23 protein-coding genes and 2 pseudogenes are annotated in these 21,584 nt (G+C 61.0%); 14 read left to right on the forward strand and 11 right to left on the reverse strand.

What is annotated here, in order from left to right; translation table 11 throughout:
• Positions 1–54: 54 nt before the first annotated feature.
• The 3 genes from ACIQU2_RS23800 to ACIQU2_RS23810 all read left to right on the forward strand — a co-directional run bounded on the left by ACIQU2_RS23800 (position 55) and on the right by ACIQU2_RS23810 (position 2,231).
• Entirely contained in the window at positions 55–1,185 is a 1,131-nt protein-coding gene (locus ACIQU2_RS23800) for a helix-turn-helix transcriptional regulator (protein WP_046054842.1), read from the forward strand.
• An 87-nt stretch (positions 1,186–1,272) separates the two neighbouring features.
• The gene (nudE, locus tag ACIQU2_RS23805; RefSeq protein WP_403144318.1) at positions 1,273–1,821 is read left to right on the forward strand and encodes an ADP compounds hydrolase NudE; all 549 of its coding nucleotides are present in this window, start codon (positions 1,273–1,275) and stop codon (positions 1,819–1,821) included.
• Positions 1,822–2,063: 242 nt separating this feature from the next.
• On the forward strand, positions 2,064–2,231 hold the full coding sequence (locus tag ACIQU2_RS23810; RefSeq protein WP_403144319.1) for a hypothetical protein: 168 nt from the start codon (positions 2,064–2,066) through the stop codon (positions 2,229–2,231).
• A gap of 54 nt (positions 2,232–2,285) precedes the next feature.
• On the opposite strand, the gene dmpG is transcribed toward ACIQU2_RS23810, so the two are convergent.
• From dmpG to ACIQU2_RS23830, 4 genes are read right to left on the reverse strand one after another with little or no spacing between them, the layout of a single operon-like run.
• Entirely contained in the window at positions 2,286–3,320 is a 1,035-nt protein-coding gene (gene dmpG, locus ACIQU2_RS23815; RefSeq protein WP_134418698.1) for a 4-hydroxy-2-oxovalerate aldolase, read from the reverse strand.
• A gap of 13 nt (positions 3,321–3,333) precedes the next feature.
• Entirely contained in the window at positions 3,334–4,242 is a 909-nt protein-coding gene (locus ACIQU2_RS23820) for an acetaldehyde dehydrogenase (acetylating) (RefSeq protein ID WP_403144321.1), read from the reverse strand.
• Between the two features lie 18 nt (positions 4,243–4,260).
• The gene (locus tag ACIQU2_RS23825) at positions 4,261–5,052 is read right to left on the reverse strand and encodes a fumarylacetoacetate hydrolase family protein (protein ID WP_403144323.1); all 792 of its coding nucleotides are present in this window, start codon (positions 5,050–5,052) and stop codon (positions 4,261–4,263) included.
• A complete protein-coding gene (locus ACIQU2_RS23830; protein ID WP_403144325.1) occupies positions 5,049–5,891 on the reverse strand; it encodes an alpha/beta fold hydrolase in 843 nt (280 codons plus the stop codon). The genes ACIQU2_RS23825 and ACIQU2_RS23830 overlap by 4 nt, the downstream gene beginning before the upstream one ends.
• A gap of 161 nt (positions 5,892–6,052) precedes the next feature.
• Between ACIQU2_RS23830 and ACIQU2_RS23835 the strand changes: the two genes are divergently transcribed.
• Together ACIQU2_RS23835 and ACIQU2_RS23840 are read left to right on the forward strand one after the other, a co-directional pair.
• Positions 6,053–6,823, forward strand: coding sequence for an SDR family oxidoreductase (locus ACIQU2_RS23835; protein ID WP_403144326.1), 771 nt, complete (start codon positions 6,053–6,055; stop codon positions 6,821–6,823).
• 105 nt (positions 6,824–6,928) lie between these two features.
• Positions 6,929–7,426 (forward strand): SRPBCC family protein, encoded by a 498-nt coding sequence (locus ACIQU2_RS23840; RefSeq protein WP_403144327.1) that lies wholly within the window; start codon positions 6,929–6,931, stop codon positions 7,424–7,426.
• A 45-nt stretch (positions 7,427–7,471) separates the two neighbouring features.
• Here the strand turns inward: ACIQU2_RS23840 and ACIQU2_RS23845 are convergent, their stop codons facing one another.
• Genes ACIQU2_RS23845 through ACIQU2_RS23870 form a run of 6 tightly spaced genes read right to left on the reverse strand, consistent with a single transcriptional unit; the run spans position 7,472 to position 12,716 of the window.
• The gene (locus tag ACIQU2_RS23845; RefSeq protein WP_403144329.1) at positions 7,472–7,861 is read right to left on the reverse strand and encodes a steroid Delta-isomerase; all 390 of its coding nucleotides are present in this window, start codon (positions 7,859–7,861) and stop codon (positions 7,472–7,474) included.
• Positions 7,862–9,064, reverse strand: coding sequence for an acetyl-CoA C-acyltransferase (locus ACIQU2_RS23850; RefSeq protein WP_403144331.1), 1,203 nt, complete (start codon positions 9,062–9,064; stop codon positions 7,862–7,864).
• 31 nt (positions 9,065–9,095) lie between these two features.
• Positions 9,096–9,554 (reverse strand): MaoC family dehydratase, encoded by a 459-nt coding sequence (locus tag ACIQU2_RS23855; RefSeq protein ID WP_403144333.1) that lies wholly within the window; start codon positions 9,552–9,554, stop codon positions 9,096–9,098.
• A gap of 2 nt (positions 9,555–9,556) precedes the next feature.
• The gene (locus ACIQU2_RS23860; RefSeq protein WP_403144335.1) at positions 9,557–10,339 is read right to left on the reverse strand and encodes an SDR family oxidoreductase; all 783 of its coding nucleotides are present in this window, start codon (positions 10,337–10,339) and stop codon (positions 9,557–9,559) included.
• Positions 10,340–10,353: 14 nt separating this feature from the next.
• A complete protein-coding gene (locus tag ACIQU2_RS23865; RefSeq protein WP_403144336.1) occupies positions 10,354–11,547 on the reverse strand; it encodes an acyl-CoA dehydrogenase family protein in 1,194 nt (397 codons plus the stop codon).
• Positions 11,544–12,716, reverse strand: coding sequence for an acyl-CoA dehydrogenase family protein (locus tag ACIQU2_RS23870; protein WP_403144337.1), 1,173 nt, complete (start codon positions 12,714–12,716; stop codon positions 11,544–11,546). The genes ACIQU2_RS23865 and ACIQU2_RS23870 overlap by 4 nt, the downstream gene beginning before the upstream one ends.
• A gap of 330 nt (positions 12,717–13,046) precedes the next feature.
• Here ACIQU2_RS23870 and ACIQU2_RS23875 point away from each other — a divergent pair, with 330 nt between their 5' ends.
• From ACIQU2_RS23875 to ACIQU2_RS23910, 8 genes are all read left to right on the forward strand, one after another.
• Positions 13,047–13,856: a response regulator transcription factor gene (locus tag ACIQU2_RS23875; protein ID WP_403144339.1), complete on the forward strand. Its 810-nt coding sequence runs from the start codon at positions 13,047–13,049 to the stop codon at positions 13,854–13,856.
• A gap of 105 nt (positions 13,857–13,961) precedes the next feature.
• Positions 13,962–15,089: an ABC transporter ATP-binding protein gene (locus ACIQU2_RS23880; protein WP_403144341.1), complete on the forward strand. Its 1,128-nt coding sequence runs from the start codon at positions 13,962–13,964 to the stop codon at positions 15,087–15,089.
• A gap of 39 nt (positions 15,090–15,128) precedes the next feature.
• Positions 15,129–16,271: a spermidine/putrescine ABC transporter substrate-binding protein gene (locus ACIQU2_RS23885; RefSeq protein WP_347804362.1), complete on the forward strand. Its 1,143-nt coding sequence runs from the start codon at positions 15,129–15,131 to the stop codon at positions 16,269–16,271.
• Positions 16,272–16,302: 31 nt separating this feature from the next.
• Positions 16,303–17,220, forward strand: a complete 918-nt coding sequence (locus ACIQU2_RS23890; RefSeq protein ID WP_403144343.1) for an ABC transporter permease — start codon at positions 16,303–16,305, stop codon at positions 17,218–17,220.
• A 1-nt stretch (position 17,221) separates the two neighbouring features.
• Positions 17,222–18,049 carry an ABC transporter permease gene (locus ACIQU2_RS23895; protein ID WP_403144345.1) on the forward strand — a complete coding sequence of 276 codons (828 nt, stop codon included), beginning with the start codon at positions 17,222–17,224 and terminating at the stop codon, positions 18,047–18,049.
• Complete coding sequence (locus tag ACIQU2_RS23900; protein ID WP_403144346.1) at positions 18,042–19,514, forward strand: aldehyde dehydrogenase family protein; 1,473 nt, start codon at positions 18,042–18,044, stop codon at positions 19,512–19,514. The genes ACIQU2_RS23895 and ACIQU2_RS23900 overlap by 8 nt, the downstream gene beginning before the upstream one ends.
• Before the next feature lie 127 nt (positions 19,515–19,641).
• Positions 19,642–20,181 (forward strand): AAA family ATPase, encoded by a 540-nt coding sequence (locus ACIQU2_RS23905; protein ID WP_403144347.1) that lies wholly within the window; start codon positions 19,642–19,644, stop codon positions 20,179–20,181.
• 233 nt (positions 20,182–20,414) lie between these two features.
• Entirely contained in the window at positions 20,415–20,699 is a 285-nt protein-coding gene (locus ACIQU2_RS23910; protein ID WP_403144348.1) for a hypothetical protein, read from the forward strand.
• Positions 20,700–20,854: 155 nt separating this feature from the next.
• Here ACIQU2_RS23910 and ACIQU2_RS23915 read toward each other — a convergent pair.
• A pseudogene (locus tag ACIQU2_RS23915) lies at positions 20,855–21,106 on the reverse strand (TetR/AcrR family transcriptional regulator); the annotation flags it as partial.
• Between the two features lie 35 nt (positions 21,107–21,141).
• Here ACIQU2_RS23915 and ACIQU2_RS23920 point away from each other — a divergent pair.
• Positions 21,142–21,551, forward strand: a pseudogene (locus tag ACIQU2_RS23920) (glutathione S-transferase).
• The last annotated feature ends 33 nt before the right edge of the window (positions 21,552–21,584 follow it).

Here is a 21,584-nt window from a genome sequence, read left to right on the forward strand (position 1 = left end):
ATCGGCGCTTATTCTCGGCCACCGCCAACGCTAATAATAAGAACGGTTTTCCCTATGCAGCAGAGCCTCAGCCTCGATACGTTCAGTGATTTGATCGGCAACCTCTATCAGGGACCGCTGGAAACCATTCCCTGGGCGACCTTTCTCAACCAGCTCAACGTGTACCTGGAAAGCAAGTACGTGACCTTCATCCTGCGTCCGCCCAGCGCGCATGTGGATGGCTTGATGGTCAACACCACCGGTACGTCGACCGAGGCGACCGCGTCGTATAACAAACACTTTTTCACCCTCGACCCGTTTGTCGACCTGCCCAACCGCCAGGTGGTGACCCTCGCCGAGTTCGTCTCCAACGACGATTGGCAGCACTCGGAGTTCTACAAGAATTTCCTCGAACCGGTGGATGTGTTCCACATTCTCGGCGCCGACATCAACACCTGCGACGGCGCCCAGTGCCGTATCCGCATCAGTCGCGGACGCGATGACAAGGCCTTCGGCAACGAAGAGAAAGCCTTGCTGACGCACTTCATTCCGCACCTGGAACGCTCGATCAAGATCCACATGCAGCTCAATCGCATCGAAGCCGAGCGCAACCTCTACGCCGGCGCGGTGAATCAGTTGGCGGTCGGTACGATCATCCTCGACGAGGCTGGCAAAGTGCTGCAAACCAACCAGGTCGCCGATCGGCTGATCCAGGAAAAGGACGGCATCAAACTGGTCAACGACGGCCTGCAAGTCGGCACCGCGCGAGACACTCAAGAGTTCCGGCGCCTGGTGAAGCAATCGCTGCTCTCGCAAAAAAGCAGCAACCCGTCGGTGGTCGAAGCCCTGCGCGTGCAACGACCGTCCGGGCGAGCGGACCTGGGGATCATCGTGCGCTCGGTGCCGTTGTCGGACTGGAGCGAAGGCAAACAATGCCCCACCGTGGTGATTTTCATCAGCGACCCGGAGCAACAGTCCACCGCGCCACAGGAGATCGTCCGCGCGCTGTTCGACTTCACCCCGGCCGAAACTCAACTGGCCATGTTGTTGGCCAACGGTTTGACCCTCGACGAAGCCTCCGAAGAGCTGGGCATCAGCCGCAACACCTCGCGGGCGCACCTGCGGTCAACCTTCTCCAAGACCGGCGTGACCCGCCAGACCATGCTCGTGCGGCTAATCCTGCGCAGCGTGGCGACCCTCGGTTAGCGTTCAACCTCCGCCCTCGTCCGCTCGGACGATGGCGGCTATCCCGGCACGGCGCACAGTGGCTTTATCCCAACCAGGGGCCTGACCATGCGCAACTGTCCGACCATCCTCAAGACTGAATTGCTGGCTGAAAGCGGCTATTTTCAGATCGAAGCTTTGCACCTGCAATTCAGCAACGGCCAGCAGCGGGTTTACGAGCGTCTGCGCGGCACCGGTTATCGCTCGGTGATGCTGGTGGCGATGCCCGATCCACTGCATGTATTGCTGGTGCGTGAGTACGCAGTCGGCGTGGAAAAAACCGTGCTCGGCCTGCCCAAGGGCGGCGCGGAGCCTGATGAAGACTATCTGCAAGCGGCGCAACGCGAACTCTGCGAAGAAGTCGGGATGCGCGCTGCACGCCTCAGCGAACTGGGCGAACTGACCCTGGCGCCGGGTCACTTGTGCCATCGCTACCGGGTGGTGCTGGCCGAACAGTTGAGTCCCTGCCAACTGGTCGGCGACGAGCCCGAACCGCTGGAATGCCTGCGCGTGCCGCTGGCGCAGATCCCCGACCTGGTCGCCCGCGGCGAACTCAACGAAGCGCGGGCCATTGCTGCACTGTTCATGGCCATGGGCGCATTGGCCCGACGTGGCTGAAATCGCCAAGATCAGAAGATCGTCCGAACGCGGCCCGAACCTTCGGCAGCTCCTACAGGGGTTGCATACACCCGGGGATTTGCGGTTGTACCCGATCACTGTAGGTGCTGCCGAAGGTTCGGGCCGCGTTCGGACGATCTTTTGATCTCCCCCATCCGCCCCTAGTCCATTCGGACGAAGCCACGCCCCGCCCGCCGCAATACCTTGCCTCTACAACAATAAAATCCGTGTCGAGGCTCGCTATGCGAAAAGCCACCTGTGCCCTGTTCATCATCGTCTGCGCCAGCAGCACCGCCAGCCTGTGTCAGCGCTTCAAGAATGAAGCCTACCGACCGACCACGGCGTTCATCAGTTGTTCGGCCAGTGCCATCAATTGCTATCCCCCGCTGGTGCGTAATCTGTTCCCATGAAAAAACCACCGGGCCTGCAAGCAAGGCCGGTGGTTTTTTTGTGCTGTCGCCAGATCAGGTTGGCAAGACACCCCGCGAACGTGACAGGGTCAGCGCCAGGTCTTCGATCATGTCTTCCTGACCGCCGACGGTGCCGCGTCGACCCAATTCCACCAGCAGCTCACGTGCGGCAATGCCGTACTTTTGCTCGGCACGTTTGGCGAACAACAGGAACGAACTGTAGACCCCGGCGTAACCCAGGGTCAGCGCATCGCGGTCGAGGCGGATCGGCTGGTCCATCATCGGCACCACCAGGTCCTCGGCAACGTCCATGATCCGGTACAAATCGATGCCACTGTTGACGCCCATCCGCTCAAGCACCGCGACAAATACTTCGAGCGGCGTATTGCCCGCTCCCGCGCCCAGCCCCGCCACCGAACCGTCGATACGTGCGGCGCCCGCCTCGATCGCCGCAAGGGAATTGGCAATCGCCATGCCCATGTTGTGGTGACCGTGAAAACCTACTTCGGTCCCGGCATTCAGGCCAGCTCGCAATGCAGCGATTTTCTCAGTGACTTCATCAGGCAGCATGTAGCCAGCCGAGTCAGTGCAGTAAATGCAGTTGGCCCCATAACTCTCCATCAACCGCGCCTGCTCCAGCAGTTTTTCCGCGCTGACCCTATGCGCCATCATCAGAAAGCCGACGGTATCCAGGCCCATCTTCGCTGACATGCCGATGTGCTGGCCGGAAACGTCCGCCTCGGTGCAGTGGGTGGCCACACGAATGGTCGACACCCCGTGTTCATGGGCCATCCGCAAATGATCGAGGGTGCCGATACCTGGCAACAACAGCGCCGAGACCTTGGCCTGTTTCATACGCGGGATCACCGCCGCGAAGTACTCCTCGTCGCTGTGGGCGGGGAAACCGTAGTTCAGCGACGCACCGCCCAGGCCATCGCCGTGGGTGATTTCGATCAGCGGCACGCCGGCTGCATCGAGACCGGTCGCTACCGAGATCATCTGTTCCAGACTGATTTGATGCTGTTTGGCATGCATGCCGTCGCGCAGGCTCATGTCGTGCAGACGGACGCTCTTACCTTGCAAATTCATGGCAATTCTCCACTCAACGGACGGGCAGTTGCAGGGTGCCCTTGTGGGCTTCTTCGGCGAACATCTCGGCGGTACGCAGCCCCGCAGCGGTCATGATGTCGAGGTTGCCGGCGGACTTTGGCAGGAAGTCGCCGAGTCCTTCGACTTCGATGAAAATCGACACCTTGTGCCCATCGAACACCGGGCCATTGATCAGCTTGTAGCCGGGAACATAGCGCTGCACTTCCTTGACCATCTGCAACACCGAGGTGCGAATGGCGTCCTGATTCGGTTCGTCATCCGTCAGGCAGTGGATGGTGTCGCGCATCATCAGCGGTGGCTCGGCCGGGTTGATGACGATGATTGCCTTACCGCGTCGGGCGCCGCCGATCTTCTCCACCGCACCGGCCGTGGTGCGGGTGAATTCGTCGATGTTCTGGCGAGTGCCCGGGCCGACCGAACCGGAGGACACAGTGGCAACGATCTCGCCGTAACTCACCGACTGGACCCGCGACACTGCCGCGACCATCGGAATCGTCGCCTGGCCACCGCACGTCACCATGTTGACGTTCATCGCCAACGTCGCCGCATGCTCCTTGAGATTGACCGGCGGCACGCAGAACGGGCCAATGGCCGCTGGCGTGAGATCAATCATGATCACCCCCAGCGCGTTGAGCTTGCGGCTGTTTTCTGCGTGTACGTAGGCCGAGGTGGCATCGAAAGCGATGCGAATATCATCGTCGAGCACATGGGGCAGCAGCCCGTCGACGCCCTCGGCCGTGGTTTTCACGCCCAATTCACGGGCGCGTTTAAGGCCCTCGGATTGGGGGTCGACGCCGACCATCCAGACCGGCTCGATCCATTGCGATCGATACATTTTCATCAGCAGGTCAGTGCCGATATTGCCTGGGCCGATAATGGCCGCTCTGAGTTTCTTGCTCATCCGGTTAAACCCCACAGGTCAGGCGCAGAAAGACACCTGGGCACTGCCCAGGCCATCGATAGTCAGAGAAAAAAGGTCGCCCGCACGCGCAGGCTCCAGCGGCACCAAAGAGCCGGAGAGAATGATTTCCCCGGTCTTGAACGGAATACCGAAAGCACCCAGGGTGTTGGCCAGCCAGGCCACGGCCGTGAGCGGATTACCCTGCACCGCCGAGCCCAAACCTTCGCTGAGAGGCTCGCCATTCTTGAACACGCGCATGCGCAAGTTGGGCAAATCCAGCGCCCGTGGATCGACCTGAACATCGCCCAGCACGAACACGCCGCAAGAGGCGTTGTCGGCGACGGTGTCCTGAATGCGAATGCGCCAGTCATGAATTCGTGAGTCGACTATCTCGAAGCACGGCATCACGTATTCGGTCGCTTCCAGCACGTCGGCTTCGGTAACGCCGGGGCCGATCAGATCGTGTTTGAGCTTGAAGGCAATCTCGCCCTCGGCGCGGGGCTGGATCAGCTTGTTCGCGGCGAGGGAGATTTGCGCGTCATTGGCGAACGACATCTGCCGGGTGATGAAGCCGAAATCCGGCTGATGCACGTTGAGCATTTGCTGGACCGCCGCCGACGTTACGCCGATTTTCTTGCCGACAATCCGGTCACCGGCGGCCACCCGGCGTTCGATGCTGTAGAGGGAAATATGGTAGGCGTCTTCGATGCTGATCGATGGCCAGCGCTCGGTCAGCGGCGCCAGGGTGGTGCCGCTCAGCAACGCCTGATACAGCTCTTCGCCGTATTGATGGCGCAGTTGTTTACTCATGAGCGAGCCTCCTCAAAGAACGCCAGGCACTCGCGGTTGAACAGTTCACGGTGCTCGACCATCACCCAATGCCCGCATTCGCTGAGCAGTACAAAGCGAATGTTCTGGCAGTGCTGCATCATCGTTTGCGCGCCAGACGCCGGGCAGAATTTGTCGTTCATGCCCCAGAAACCGAGGATCGGACACTGCAACTCGCCGAGGCGCGAGGTCATGTTCGGCACTTGCATGGTCGACAACACGCAGACCGGTTGCTGTCGCACCACTGCGACCCGCTCATCGACCGTCTCGTCGCTGATCAAGGACTCATCGAACAGTTGCAGCGCGAGCAGCCGGCGCATGCCGCCCGCATCGTGCAGTTCACCCTTGGCGAAGGCCGCACCCATTTTCTGGATGCCTTCCATCTGCAAGTAATACTGTTCTTTTTCCATCAGGCCGCCGGGCGCCATCAGCACCAGCCGGCTGACCCGCTGCGGCTGGTCGAGGGCCAGTTTGATCGCGATCGCACCGCCCAGAGAATTGCCGACCAGCACGCATCGCTGGATATCCAGGGCATCGAGCAAACTGCTCAGGGCGGCGACAAAGAAGTCCAGGGTGTAGAGGGTGTCTGGCTTATCAGAAGCGCCATAACCCGGCAGGTCCGGGACGATGGTCCGGTAGCCTGCCGCGACAAACACCGGGTAGTTCTGCTTGAAGTTGCTGTGGCCGCTGGCGCCCGGCCCGCTGCCGTGAATGAAAATCACCGGCTCGCCGCTGCCGATGTCCTGCCCGCCGATATCCAAGTAGTGCAGCTGCAAACCCTGCGGCAGCGTAACGAAGTGCCCTTGCGCTGATGCGCTCATAAGGTGTCCTCCCGGCCTGTTGTTGTCGCCGGATTATTCCGAGCGCCCGGGCAAACAACATCGTCCGACAGGACTACGCCGCCCTAGTCTTTTCGGACGTTGGCCGGCTTAGGCTGTGGACCTAGCATCGCAGCATTACCGAGCGACAGAACGAGGCAACCATGCTTGATCCAATGGACTTTCGCGGCAAAGTGGTACTGGTCACCGGCGGTGGCAAAGGGGTCGGCCGCGGCATCAGCCAGCGTTTTCTCGACTGTGGTGCCGAAGTGGTGATCTGCGGTCGCGAAGCACCGGACACCCTGCCTGCCAGCGCTGGGCGCGAGGCGCTGTTTCTGCCCTGCGACCTGCGGGATGTCGAGCAGTCCGGCCGGTTGATCGACAGTATCGTCGAGCGTTTCGGTCGCCTCGATGTATTGGTCAACAATGCCGGCGGTTCACCGAATGCCGACGCGGCCATTGCCTCGCCGCGCTTTAGCGAAGCGATCATCCGCCTCAACCTGTTGGCGCCGCTGAATCTCTGTCAGCAGGCCAATCAGGTGATGCAGGCGCAAGCCGACGGTGGTGCAATCATCAACATTTGCAGCGTCAGCGCGACCCGTCCTTCCCCCGGCACTGCCGCCTATGGCGCGGCCAAGGCCGGACTGCTGAACCTGACCGGTTCGCTGGCCGTGGAGTGGGCGCCCAAGGTGCGGGTCAATGCGGTGACCGCCGGGTTGATTCTCACCGAGCAGGCGGCCATGCATTATGGCGATCAGGCGAGCATTGCCCGGGTGGCAGCGACCATCCCGCTGCAACGCCTGGCGGCTCCGGAAGACATCGGCGATACCTGTCTGTACCTGGCATCAACGCTGGCACGTTATGTCAGCGGCGCGGACATCACCGTGCACGGCGGTGGCGAACGCCCGGCGTTTCTCGATGCGGCACAATCCTGAAAAGATCGCAGCCTGCGGCAGCTCCTACATTGACTGTGTATACCTGTAGGAGCTGCCGCAGGCTGCGATCTTTGAACAATCCCATTGAACCAGAGAAGTCCCGACATGCCCGCGATTGCCAGCCACAGCGTCCTGCTCGACCTCACCCCACAAGTCGCGTGGGCCAAACTGCGCGACCTGAGCCTCGCCCCGCATTACGTGCCGGGATTGACCGGATGCCAGTTTCATCCCGGCGCACGCGAAGGGGTTGGCGCCAGTCGCCGGGTGTTCCGCAAGGGTGGTCAGTGGCTGGATGAGAGCGTGGTGCACTGGCAGGAAGGTGTCGGTTTTGTGCTGATTTTGCACAAGGCCAGCGGCGGCGCGCCGTTCCCGTTCCGCGAGGCCAGCTTCAGTTATGCCTTGCAGGCCGAGGGTGACGCGACACGCATCACCACCCAAATGAGCTACAGCCTGCGCGGTGGACGACTGGTGGAAATGCTGCTGGCTAAGGCGTTCAACAACGTCGTGCGCCAGATCACCGAGAACCTCAAGGCGTACTACGAAAGCGGGCAGACGCAGAATCGCGACTTCCTCGACGCCACTCCTCAGGAACGCGCCCTGTAGCAGCTGTCGAACGCAGCCTCGCAGGCTCGGCAGCTGCTACAAAGTTTATGCGTGGCTTGGGGCGGTCAGGTTGACCTCGCTCCAATAGGCTTTCATCGAGCGAATCTTGCCGTCGGCATCGAACTCCATCACGTCGATCACATGGATCGAGCACGGTTGCCCGGCCCATTCCATATCGACCCGAAACGGCATCGCCCCACAACCGTTGAGTGTCGCCCGAACCGGGCCGGTCTGGGTCGCCGAGACTTTGCTCGCGCCCAGCCCTTCGCGGTAGAAACGTTCTATATCGACGATCCCCTGCAACGGCGGTCGACCGACCGGGTCTTCGACCACTGCATCCTCGCTGTAAAGCGCGACGATCCGGTCGATGTCACCGGCGTCCACCAATTCCACATAACGCGCCATGGTCGCTTGAACCTGTTGTGCACTGACCATTCAGACCACCTCGAACAGTGCGGCGGCACCCATGCCGCCGCCGATGCACATACTCACCACCACATAACGCAAACCGCGGCGCTGCCCCTCGACCAACGCGTGACCGACCATCCGCGCACCGGACATACCGAAAGGATGGCCCACCGAAATCGCACCGCCGTTAACGTTCATGCGTTCAGCGGGAATGCCCAGGGTATCGCGGCAATACAGCACCTGACAGGCAAACGCCTCGTTCAACTCCCAGAGGCCAATATGGTCCACGGTCAGGCCATGGCGCTTGAGCAGTTTCGGGATGGCGTAGACCGGACCGATGCCCATCTCGTCGGAGTTGCAGCCGGCGACCGCCATCCCGCGATAAATCCCCAGCGGCTCCAGGCCACGCTTCTCGGCCATTTTGGCACTCATCAACACCGAGGCCGAAGCACCGTCGGACAGTTGCGAGGCGTTGCCGGCCGTGATGAAGCGGCCCTTTTCACTCCACTGACCGCCCGGCCACACCGGTTCCAGCGCATTCAGGCTTTCGCGGGTGGTGTCGATGCGGTTGCACTCGTCACGCAGCAAGGTGACGGCCTCAAAGCGGGTTTCGCCACTGGCCTTGTCGAAAATCGCCTTGCGGCTGGTCAGTGGCGCGAGTTCACGGTCGAACAATCCGGCACTCTGGGCCAGCGCGGTTCGCACCTGGCTCTGATAGCTGTATTCGTCCTGTTCCTCTCGGGAAATGCCGTAGCGCGCGGAGACGATCTCGGCGGTTTCGATCATCGGAATGTAGGCGTACGGATCAAGCTCGATCACCGAGCCTGACTGATTGCGGTACAGGTTCTTGTGCTTGTTCTGCACCAGCGAAATCGACTCCAGGCCACCGGCCACGGCAATGTCGATTTCGTCGCACATGATGCCTTTGGCGGCCATGGCAATGCTCATCAGCCCTGATGAACACTGACGCTCGACCGCCATCCCGGCGACCGAGGTCGGCAAGCCGCCGGCAATCGCGCACAGACGCCCCAAGTTATAGGACTGAGTGCCCTGCTGCGCCGCCGCGCCGATGATCACATCGTCCACTTCGCCCGGCTCGATGCCGGCGCGACGCACGGCTTCGCGCACCACATGGCCGCCGAGTTGCGGGGCGTCGGTGTCATTGAATGCACCGCGAAAGGCTTTGCCGATCGGGGTACGGGCGGTCGAAACGATGACGGCTTCTTTCATGCTGGATTCCTCGAATGTTCTGCTAAAGGGTTCACGCGGGGTAGTAACGACTGATGGTGTCGACCACACAGCCAGGGCGCTCCTCGCCGTCGATTTCGACGCTGACGCGAATGGTCGCCTGAACGCCGCCCTTGACCTCCTCGACCGCCATCAATTGCGCACTGCCGCGCACCCGCGAGCCAACGCGCACCACCGTGGGAAAGCGCACCCGCTCGCAGCCATAATTGACACCCATGGCAATGCCGCGCACCTCGACGATCTGCGGTAAAAACAGATTGACCAACGCCAGGCTCAGATAGCCATGGGCGATGCAGGCGCCGAAGGGACCAGTGGCTGCCTTGAGCGGATCGACGTGAATCCACTGGTGATCACCGGTCGCCTCGGCGAACCGGTCGATGCGGTCCTGCGCAAGAACCAGCCAGTCGCTGACGCCCAGCACCTCTCCCACGGCATCGTGCAAGGCGAGGGGCGTGTCGAAAATACGTGGCATGTTCAAGCCCTCTGACTGGACACCGACAACACTTCGCCGGTCATGTAGGAGCTGTAGTCGCTGGCCAGAAACATCATCACGTTGGCCACTTCCCAGACCTCGGCGGCACGGCCAAATGCTTCGTTGGCGGCGAGCTGATCAAGCACCGCCTGAGGGGCGGACTTACGCAGGAAATCGTGCAACGCAATGCTCGGGCTCACCGCGTTGATGCGGATCCCGTAGTCGGCGGCCTCGACCGCGGCGCAACGGGTCAACGCCATGACCCCGGCCTTGGCCGTGGCGTAATGCGACTGCTCTTTCTGCGCCCGCCAGCCCAGCACCGAAGCGTTGTTGACGATGACCCCGGCACGCCGCTCGATCATCTTCGGCAACATCGCACGGGTCATGCGCATGGTGCCGGTGAGCGTCACATCGAGGACCCGGTTCCACTCCTCATCCGTCATGTCCACCAGCAGCCGTGAACCACCAAGACCGGCGTTGTTGATCAGCACATCGACGCCCTGCAGATCGCGCTCGGCGCAGGCAATCAGCTGTTGAACCTGAGCTTCGTCAGCGACATTGCAGACCTGACCGAAGACCTGTTGCAGACCGGTCGTTTCGCGGATCTTCGACACCGCTTCTGCCAGCCGACCTTCATGGATATCGCTGATCATCAAAGCGCGGCAACCCTCCTCGGCGGCACGCACCGCGGCGGAAAAACCGATACCGGCCCCGGCCGCGGCCGTGATCAGCACCGACTTGTCACGCAGCAGGCCGTGACCTGCAACATAGTGAGGAACAGACATGGAAAACTCCTTGGTCAGGTGCGCGGGCGCGGTTCTTTGGGCATTCCCAGGGCGCGCTCGGCGATGATGTTGCGCTGGATCTCGTTGCTGCCGCCGTAGAGGGTGTCGGCGCGACTGAACAGGTACAGCGATTGCAAACGGGTGAGTTGGTAAGGCGCGGCCTCCAGCACTTCGGCCTCGGCACCGAGGACGTCCATCGCCAGCTTGCCGAGGCTGGCGTGCCAGGTGGACCAGAACAGTTTGTAGATGGTCGCCTCCTTGCGCAGCGAACCGTCCTGCGCCCCGGACAGCATGCGCAGCGAGTTGTAGCGCATGATCCGCAGCCCGCTCCAGGCCTCGGCCAGGCGCTGGCGCAGGATCGGGTCGCGCGCGGCGCCATTGGCCCGGGCGATGGCGATGATTTCGTTCAGTTCATTGTGAAATTGCATCTGCTGGCCGAGGGTCGATACCCCACGCTCGAAACCGAGCAACGCCATGGCGATCTTCCAGCCCTCGCCCGGCGCGCCGATGATATTGGCGGCGTCGGTGCAGGCATCATCGAAGAACACTTCGTTGAACTCGCAGGTGCCTGTGAGCTGCTCGATCGGCCGCACGGTAATCTCCGTCTGGGCCATGGGCACTAGCAAGAAGGACAAGCCGCGATGGCCAACGCTGCCCGGTTCAGTGCGGGCGATCACAAAACACCAGTCCGACTCATGGGCCAGGGAGGTCCAGACTTTTTGTCCGTTGATCACCCAGGTGCCGCTGGCTTCATCAAGCACCGCGCGGGTCTTGACGTTGGCCAGGTCGGACCCGGCACCCGGTTCGGAATAGCCCTGGCACCAGAAGGACGTGCCGTTGACGATGCCCGGCAGAAAGCGCTGTTGCTGCTCGGCAGTGCCGAACGCGGCAATGGTCGGTCCGGCCAGCCCTTCGCCGATATGCCCCATGCGTCCCGGGCCGCCAGCGCGGGCGTACTCTTCGTGGAAAATCACTTGCTGGCTGATCGACAGACCACGCCCACCGTGCTCCGGCGCCCAGCCCACACACGTCCAGCCGCCTTCTGCCAGTTTGCGTTCCCAGGCTTTGCGCTCTTCGGGAAACATATGTTCGTCACCCGGGCCGCCGCGAAAACGCAGGGGCTCGAATTCACCGCACAGGTTCACGCTCAACCAGTCGGCTACTTCCTGACGGAAGCGCTCGTCCTGTTCGCTGAAACTGATTTTCATGGTTGCTCCCCAAGAATCGCCACGGCAATGCGCTCTCGATGCCAGGCAGGTGCGCCGAGAAAGCTTTCGCTGGCGCGAGCGCGTTTGAAGTAGAGGTGCGGGTCGTATTCCCAGGTAAAACCAACGCCGCCATGCAACTGGATCGACTCGGATGCACAGTGGAAATACGTTTCAGAGCAGTGCGCCTTGGCCAGCGCCGCCGCCAGCGGTAGCTCGGCGGCCACCTGCGGGTCGCCTTCAGGATCGAGGACTTCCTGGGCCACGCAGGCCGCGTAATAACTGGCCGAACGTGCACATTCGACCTGCAGCATCATGTCGGCGGCGCGGTGTTTGAGCGCCTGGAAACTGGCGATGGGTCGACCGAACTGCTGGCGTTCCTGCATATAGGCAACGCTCAGGTCGAGCACCTGCTGCGCGCCACCGGTCTGTTCGGCAGCCAGGCCGATGCAAGCCAGTTGCAGGACCCGCTGCAGATGCGGCCAGCCCGCGCCGAACTCACCGAGCAGGCAGTCAGCGCTGAGGTACAGCCCCTTGAGCTGAATCCGAGCCTGACGACGGGTCTGGTCCATGGTCGGTAACATTTGACGCTCGATCCCTGCCCGCTCCGTGTCCACGGCGAACAGGCTGATGCCCGCCTCGCCGGTCGACCCGGGAACCCGTGCGGCGATGATCAAGAGGTCAGCGCTGTGCCCGTCGAGCACATGATTGAGGGTTCCATCAAGCACAAAGCCCTCGCCCTCTGTCACCACCGTGGCCTGAACATCCTTGGCCGCCCAGCCGTTGGCGCTGCTGAAGGCCAGCGTTGCGGTGAGGCTGCCGTCGGCGATCAACGGCAGCCAGCGTTGTTTTTGTTGTTCGTTGGCGGCCAGCAACAGCGCGGGTGTGGCCATGCAGGTGGTGGCGAAGAACGGCGAACACAGCAAGCGTCGGCCCATCTGTTCCAGCAAAATCGACAGTTCGACAAAGCCCAGTCCCAGGCCGCCGTACGCTTCGGGAATATGAATTGCCGGCCAGTACATTTCGCGGCACAGGCGCTGCCAGAGCGCCTCGTCAAAACCTCGCTCGCTGACCATCGCCGCTCGCACGGCGGCAGAATCCGAGACATCGGCGAGAAAGCCCTCGGCCGATGCGCGGATCATTTCCTGTTCGTCGCTGAATGCAAACTCCATCGCGGCGCCTTCTGCTCGTTAGGCGGGGCACGCATGAAGCGACACCCCTCTGGCCTTCGAGTTTGGTGCCAGGGGAACACGAGAGAATCGTCAGGGCTGCCTAGTCCGAATGGGCGATGCCGAGGCCGATCCGCCGAGAATTGAACGCCTGGCCCATGGGCGGCCGACCCCATCACTTTTGATACTAACCCTGTAGCGCTCGGTAACATCCGGCCCCGTTACGGGGCGTCGTTTCAACGACTCGACATCACGCGCCCCGCCCTATAAGGCCAAAACAGCCATGGCGTAAATTGTGCATCTAAATGCAATCCAATCCTGCTTGAAGCCGCCATGCGCCCCAAGGAACTGAAACTCTGGACTACCGGTGTTGCCCATTTACTGGACCTTCCTCCCGGGCATGCGCGGTTAGCAGGCTTAAGTCACTGGTTGCGGCAAGTATGCCCGGTCGATCACTTCGTTCTGTTCGTCTACGAAGGCAATCATCGGCCGTTGGCGCTGTTCGACACCTTCGCAGCCGACAAGCGTTCGGTGTATGTCGATGACTATCAGTGCGGGCCCTATTTGCTTGATCCGTTCTACCTGGCATGCACTCGCGGGCAAGCGCCTGGACTGTGGCGTTTGCGACAGTTCGCACCCGACCACTTCTACCTCGGCGAGTATTACCTGACGTATTACCAGCAAACCGGGCTGGCTGAAGAAGTGGCGTTTTTCGTCGACCTCGGTGGCGGCGCCATGGCCGTTCTGTCGTTGATGCGATCCACCGCCAGCTGTGCTTTTGGTCGTGACGAGATGCAGTTGATCGAGTGCGCGCAGGCCGTGGTTGAACAGGTCATCAATGAAGCCTGGCGTTTGCGTCAAGCCCAGCAACCACGCCCGGCGCAGGATCTGGACTTCAAGATCCGCGAAGCCTTCGATCAGTTCGGCGCGCACATCCTCACCGGCCGCGAACAAGAGATCGTGCAGTTGCTGCTACGCGGTCACTCCAGCGCCTCGGTCGCCGAACAACTGAACATCAGTCCTGGCACGGTGAAGATTCACCGCAAGAACATCTACGCCAAGCTCGGCATCGGCAGCCAGTCCGAATTGCTCGGGCTGTTTATCCGCGACCTTACCGGCCAGGAACTGGTCGTCGAAGCCTGACACCTGAAACCGACTCTATCCCCCAAGGGATATATACAGCGCAAAACCCCGATTGCTAGTTTGGCCCCCAACGCACTGATTCATCACTGCAAGGGAGCCCGCCTCGTGAACAACAGCGTGAACGACACTTCGCCAAGCGATATCGAATTCTGCAACGTGGTCAAACGCTATGGCGAGGTGTCAGCCGTCAATGGCCTGAACTTCGCGGTGCGCCGCGGCTCATTCCATTCCTTCCTCGGCGGTTCCGGCTGCGGCAAAACCACCACCCTGCGCATGATCGCCGGATTCGAACAGCCCAGTAGCGGCGAAGTGCGCCTGTCGGGCAAGAACGTTGCCGGAGTGCCGGCGTTTGAGCGGCCGGTGAACATGGTGTTCCAGCATTACGCCCTCTTCCCGCACCTGACAGTGGCGCAGAACATCGCCTATGGGCTGCGATATCGCACCCCGCGACCCGACAAAAAAACCCAACTGCGCATGGCTGATGAAGCGTTGGAAATGGTGCGCCTGAGCGGCTTCGGCCAACGCAAGCCGAGTGAACTTTCCGGCGGCCAACAGCAGCGTGTAGCCCTGGCCAGGGCCCTGGTCAACAAGCCGACCGTGTTGCTGCTGGACGAGCCGCTGGCGGCGCTGGACCGCAAGCTGCGCAAGGAAATGCAATCCGAATTGCTGCGCCTGCAACGCGAAGTCGGCATCACCTTTGTGCTGGTCACCCACGATCAGGAAGAAGCCTTGTCGATGAGTGACAGCATCAGCGTGATGCACAACGGTTCGATCATCCAGACCGCCACCCCGGAACAACTGTATGAAGCGCCGGCCAGCCGTTACGTGGCCGACTTTATCGGCGAATCCAATCTGTTCAACGGCACGGTTCGTCAAATGCAGGGCGATTCAGTCGTGCTGCGCACCGAGCAAGGTCTGGAGCTGACCAGCCCCCTGACGCCCACCGGCAAAGCCTTAAGCGCAGACGTCGCCGGTTGCATCGCGGTGCGCCCGGAGCTGATCAGCATCGCCAGCGCCAACGCCGACATGACCCGCGAAGTGAAGCTGCAAGGCCACGTGGAAGACCGCATCTACCTCGGCAACTCCACCGAATATCGCGTGCGCACCCAAGCCTTTGGCGTGGTTTGCGTGCGTGTGCCGCGCCAGCAGGATCACGGCGCCAATGCATTCGAACACGGCGCTGCAGTGAGCGTCGGCTGGGATCACGCCAATGGCCTGGCCATGGCGTTGTAAATCATCGATTCGTTTCATCAACCGAATGTGGAGCGTGCTATGGACCGGAAGACGTTTATCAAAACCCTGCGTAGCTGGCAGAACGGCTCGATCAGCCGCCGCGAGTTCCTTGGCCGCACAGGCCTGGGAATCGCCGCAGCGGTGGTCGCAACCAACATGCCCGGCCTGCTGACCTCCACCGCCGAGGCCGCCGAGCAGGCCAAACTGGGCGATCGCCTGTCGCTGGCGACTTGGCCGAATTACCACAGCCAGGAAAACCTCGACACCTTCGCCAAAACCACCGGTGCGCGCGTTTCGATGAGCGTGTTCGGTTCCAACGAAGAGATGCTTGCCAAATTGCAGGCCGGTGGCAGTGGCTGGGACGTACTGGTGCCGACCAACTACACCATTAGCACTTACGTTGGCCTGGGCCTGATCGAACCATTGGACCTGTCGCGCATTCCCAACTTTGAGGCGTCGGCTTTCCAGCAAAAGTTCATGGCCCAAGGAACGGTGGACGGCAAGGTGTATGCGGTGCCGAAAAACTGGGGCACTACCGGCATGCTCTACGACACCGGCAAACTGAAGAACGGCCCCTCCAGCTGGAAAGAATTCTGGGTTGCCGCTCAAGGCCCCGCCAGCGGCCGGACGATGGTTCACGACTACCAACTGACCGCCATCGGCAACGCGCTGAAAAGCTTCGGCTATAGCTTCAACTCCCTGGACCCGAAAGAACTGGCCGATGCCGAAAAACTGCTGATTGAGGTCAAGCCGCACCTGTTCGCCATCAACTCCGACATCCAGCCGTCAATGCGCAGCGGCGATGCCTGGCTGGCGATGTCCTGGACCGGCGATGCCTCTCAGTTGCACCGCGACAACGCGCAGATGCAGTTCGAACTGGGCAAGGAAGGCGGCGAACTGTGGAGTGACTTCTTTGCGATTCCCAAAAGCTCGGAGCACAAGGACGCGGCCTACGCCTTCATCAACTACTTGCTCGATCCGCAGCACAACAAGCTCGAAGTGTTAAGCCACGGCTACCCGAGCGGCGACAAACGCGTCGATGCGTTGCTGCCCACCGCCATGCTCGACGATCCGATCATGTACCCGGCCGCAGAAGCGCTCAGTCCTCTGGAGTTCGGTGCCGCGGCGACGCTCACCAGCCCGGCGCGCGCCGAACTGATGGCTCGTTTCAAGTCCGCCTGATCGCCTGGCCATGGCCAATGAGGAGTCCCCCATGAACGCCACCACCCACCCGCAAACGGTGCAGCCGGGCAATGCCCTGTCGGTCGAGGTTCGACAACGGCGCAGCCTCGGCCGGCGGATCACCCTGCTGATGCTCTTGCCCTCGACCTTGTGGTTCCTGCTGCTGTTGTTGATGCCGCTGGTGATCATCCTGGTCTTCAGTTTCGGCGAGCGCAGTGCCGTGGGCGGTTACGCCGGTGGCTTCACGCTGGCCAACTACCTGAACCTCGGTTCCCGTGGCGCGGCGTTCAGTAACACGCTGATGTTGGCGCCGCTGGGCACGCTGGTGTGCCTGGTGGCGGCTTACCCGCTGGCGTATTTTCTGGCGGTCAAGGTCAGCAAGAACCGCTCACTGTTGCTGACGCTGGTGATTGTGCCGTTCTGGACCAGTTTCCTGATCCGCACTTACGCCTGGATTTTCATCCTCAGCGGCAAAGGCATTCCGGCCTTGCTCGCCAGCCTTGGCCTTGAAGACGTGCGGCTGATCAATACGCCGTGGGCGGTGCTGATCGGCATCGTTTACGGCTACTTGCCGCTGATGGTGTTTCCGATTTACGTCAGCCTGGAAAAACTCGACAAGCGTCTGCTCGAAGCCTCGGCGGACCTGGGTGCCAGCGCTTTCGAAAGCTTGCGGCGGATCACCCTGCCACTCTCCGCACCCGGGATCATCACCGGGGTGATGCTGGTGTTCATCCTGTTGATGGGCGAGTTCCTGATCCCGGCCATTCTCGGTGGCGGCAAAGTGTTCTTCGTCGGCAACGCACTGGTCGACCTGTTTCTGCAATCGCGCAACTGGCCCTTCGGCAGCGCGCTGGCGATGACCTTGGTGGCGATGATGCTGCTGATCATCGGCGTGTATTTGAAACTGGTGGCGCGCTATGGCGGCCGCCCTGCTGACGGAGGGTTGTGACATGTGGCTGCGCAGCTATTCGACTTCGCTGTACCTGTTTCTCTACGCACCGATCGCGTTGATCGTGCTGTTCAGCTTCAACGCCGGGCGCAGTGGCCTGGCGTTCGAATGCTGCTCGGTGCAGTGGTTTGGTCGCGCGTTTGGTAACCCGTTCATCATGGAGGCGCTGGGCAATAGCGCGTTCATTGCCTTCACTTCAGCGGTGATTGCCACGCTGTTCGGCACGCTCGCGGTGTTCGGTTTACAACGTGCCGGCGCCAAAGTGCGGTTGCTGTTCGATGCGCTGACCTATTGCGCAATCATCGTGCCCGGGATCGTCATCGGCATCTCGACGCTGATTGCGTTCATTAGCCTGTTCGACCTGATCAACCCGTTGCTGGCGAGCTGGATACCGAGCGTTCCACGGTTGAACATGGGCTTCTTTACCGTGATCGCCGCGCACTCGCTGTTCACCATGGCGTTGGTCATGGTGATCGTGCGCAGCCGCGTCGACTCACTGGACAAGGCCTTGCTGGAAGCCTCGGCCGACCTCTACGCACCCCCAATGCAAACGTTCTGGCGGGTCACCCTGCCGCAGATCAGTCCGGCGATCATGGCCGGGTTTCTGCTGGCGTTCACCTTCAGCTTCGACGACTTCATCATCGCGTTCTTCGTCGCCGGCTCCGAAACAACCTTGCCGATCTACATCTTTTCATCCATCCGCCGCGGCGTGACCCCGGAGATCAACGCGGTTTCGACCGTCATCATCTGCGCGTCGCTGGCGCTGCTGTTCACTTCCCGTCACCTGCAAAACCGCCGCACCGGCGTCCAGGAGTCTCACCATGCGTGATCAGCTTTACATCAACGGCGAGTGGGTCAGCCCGGATCTGGGCGGTTACCTGGACGTCATCGACCCGGCCACCGGAGAGGCTTTCCATCGGATAGCCGCGGGCACCGAAGAGGATGTCGATCATGCGGTGCGCGCCGCCAGGCGAGCGTTCGATAACGGCTGGAGCCAAACCACTGGCGCCGAGCGCGCGCAGTGGCTGGAAGCGTTGGCTGATGAACTGGACAGTGGTCAACAGGCGTTGGCTGAACTGGAAGTGCGCGACAACGGCAAACCGTTGCCCGAAGCGCAGTGGGACGTCGGCGATGCGATCGGTTGCTTTCGTTACTACGCCGGGTTGGCCCGGGAACTGGATCAACAGCAGGACCAACCGCTGGCGCTGCCGGACGAGCGTTTTCGCTGTCGCATCCGCCATGAACCGATCGGCGTTGCCGGGCAGATCATCCCCTGGAACTACCCGCTATTGATGGCCGCGTGGAAAGTCGCACCGGCGCTGGCTGCCGGGGCGACGCTGGTGTTGAAGCCGTCCGAGCTGACGCCACTCACGGCGCTGGAACTGGCCGCGGCCGCCGACCGCATCGGTTTGCCGGCCGGGGTCCTGAACGTCGTGACCGGTCTTGGAGCCGACGCCGGCGGCCCGCTCACCGAACACCCTGGCGTGGACAAACTGGCCTTCACCGGCAGCGTGCCCACCGGGGCAAAAATCATGTCGGCGGCCGCTCGCGACATCAAGAACATCAGCCTGGAGCTGGGCGGAAAGTCTGCGTTCATTGTGTTCGACGATGCCGATGTCGAAGCGGCGGTGGAGTGGATTCTGTTCGGGATTTTCTGGAACCAGGGCCAGGTGTGCAGCGCCACTTCACGCTTGCTGGTACAGGAAAACATCGCCTCGCGGTTGATCGAGCGACTGGTTGAGGAAACCCGCAAGATCACCATCGGCCCAGGGCTGGAACCCGGCGTGTTGTTGGGCCCTTTGGTCAGCCGAGGTCAACACGACAAGGTCCTCGGCTTTATCGATCAGGGACTGGCCAGCGGCGCACGCCTGCTCACCGGAGGTCGGCAGCCGGCGTATCTGCCAGAGGGTTATTTCATCGAACCGGCCATCTTCGACGAGCCCGGACACAGCAGCATCCTCTGGCGCGAAGAGGTGTTCGGTCCGGTGCTGTGCATCAAGCGCTTCAAGACCGAAGAGCAAGCCTTGCAAATGGCCAACGCCAGCCGCTTCGGCCTCGCCGCCGCCGTGATGAGTGCTGATTTGCAACGTACCGCCCGCGTCGCCAACCAACTGCGCGCCGGGATTATCTGGGTTAACTGCTCGCAACCAACCTTCGTCGAGGCACCGTGGGGCGGCATGAAACACAGCGGTATTGGCCGGGAACTCGGCCAGTGGGGTTTGCACAATTACCTGGAGGTCAAGCAAGTGACCGAGTACGTCAGCGACCAGCCGTGGGGGTGGTACCTGAAATAGACGGTCGGTGCTTCAGCTCAAATACCAGCCCCAGGCCCCACCGTTGTATCGGGTGATCTGCTTGGGCCTTTAACTGGCCCTCCAGAACCTGCACAATTGCCGGCTTTTTTCGCGACAGGAAGTCCTCATGCAGCAACGGATTGTAATTCTGGGCAATGCCGGTAGCGGCAAATCCACCCTCGCCCGTGCGCTCGGCAAGCGCCTGAGCCTGCCCGTGGTGCACCTGGACACACTGTTCTGGGAGCCCGGCTGGGTCGAACCCGACGCTGAGCAGTTCCGCGCACGGGTCCGCGAAGCGATCGCACCGGATGCCTGGATTTGTGAAGGCAACTATGCGCGGCGAACCTTCGACCTGCGCCTGCCCCGTACCGACCTGATCATCTGGCTCGATACGTCGCGGCTCACCTGTTTCACCCGGGTGATCATGCGCAGCGTAATGAACCGCCCTCGCCCTGACCTTGCAGCTGGCTGTACAGAGAAGCTCGACCGGGCATTCCTGACCTTTCTGAACTTCGTGTTGAATTTCGATCGTGGCTATCGCCCAGGTATCGAGGCGGTGCGCCTGGCCATAGGCCCGAAAATTTCTACGGTGCACTTGCGCGGTACCCGGCAGATTGCCGCATTTCTCGATAGCTTGCCCGCAACGCCTGGAATCTGCCTTGAATAGATGGAGGGTGACTTTCGCCTTCCCGGCAGTCGATCCACGCAGGCCCAGCAAGGGTTGTGAGAGAAAACCCTCGGGTTCGCGAAGAAGTCTGTTTAACGCAAAAAGAAAAGTCAGGTTTCGATGTGGCTTTTTTACGACTACATTTATCCGTCAGAACTACCTCTGCATCCATAGACAAGCAGCTAGCGGCACGAGTGCTTACGAATACATGCTCCCCACTTCGAGGATCAGACATGCATCCATCCTTTCTGCAGCGCATCGATGAGCTCGGCGCCCTGCTCATCCACTCCAATGCAGCACGCATCGATTTCTTCCGGCGCACTAATCGACTGAAGTCGCGCCGCGGTGTTCGCTTCCAGGTGGTGACCATGCAGCTCGGCATCTTCCAGGTCATCGAGCGATACACTGGCAAGACCTGGGCCTACCGTTTCAGCTACCGAGAGGCCATGGATTTCGCCATCCAACTCGAGGAAAAGTCCAACCGTCGCAAGGGAGTTGTGCGGTCTTCGGCGAGCTGATGCCGCATCCGCGAGACGCGGTGATCGCCGATTCTGACTGTCGAACTGTTTCTAAAACGTTTTCAAACAGCCAGGGTTGTAAGCAGCCATTCGTGACGTACTGCTTTCACCCCTTCGGTCAGGCTGGAAACGGCCCACATGACGCGTTAAGCCAGTTATGTCGGAAGGAGTCCCGCCTCTTGATAGCTCTGAACCAGTTCGTCGAATAAACCGATATCGAAGCGAGTTCGGGCAATCAATTGAGCGCCAGCAACGGCGGTGTAAATGGCGCGGGCACGTCGCTCGCACACTTCAATGCTTCCCAGACCGATATCAGAGAGTACTTTCGTCAGCCATGCCACATTGATGTCTGCAAACGCCAGCACTTCACTTTTCACCTCCTCGGGCAGGTCCTGGTATTCCGCAGCCTCTACCTACCACTTGATAGGTAGGTAAATAAATCATGACTTTTCAGCAGCAACACTCCGACGCGTCGAAATTCCTAATTATGAAAATTTACGACTGGTACAACGGGCCCTCCCCGGCGCGGGTCCGAATCGCGTTAGCAGAGAAAGGCCTGCTGTCCCGGATCGAGTTTGTGCCGGTCAATCTATGGACAGGCGAGCACAAGAAGCCAGCGTTTCTAGCCATCAACTACTCCGGAACACTTCCCGTCCTCGAGTTGGCCGACGGTACGCTCATCGCGAGATGGCCGACATTGCGGTACTGGGCGGCATGATTTTCGCCTCGCTGGTGAAACTGCCTATACCTGATGAATGTGAAGCATTGCGTGCATGGCATGCCAAAATGCACGAGCGATCAAGCGTCCAGGAATGGCGCGCCATGGTGAAACAAGGCGAGCCAAAAAACTGAGAAAAATGCATCTGGGCATGACTCACTCGCCTG

Source organism: Pseudomonas sp. NPDC098740 (genome assembly GCF_044760065.1).
GTDB classification, from domain to species: domain Bacteria; phylum Pseudomonadota; class Gammaproteobacteria; order Pseudomonadales; family Pseudomonadaceae; genus Aquipseudomonas; species Aquipseudomonas rossensis.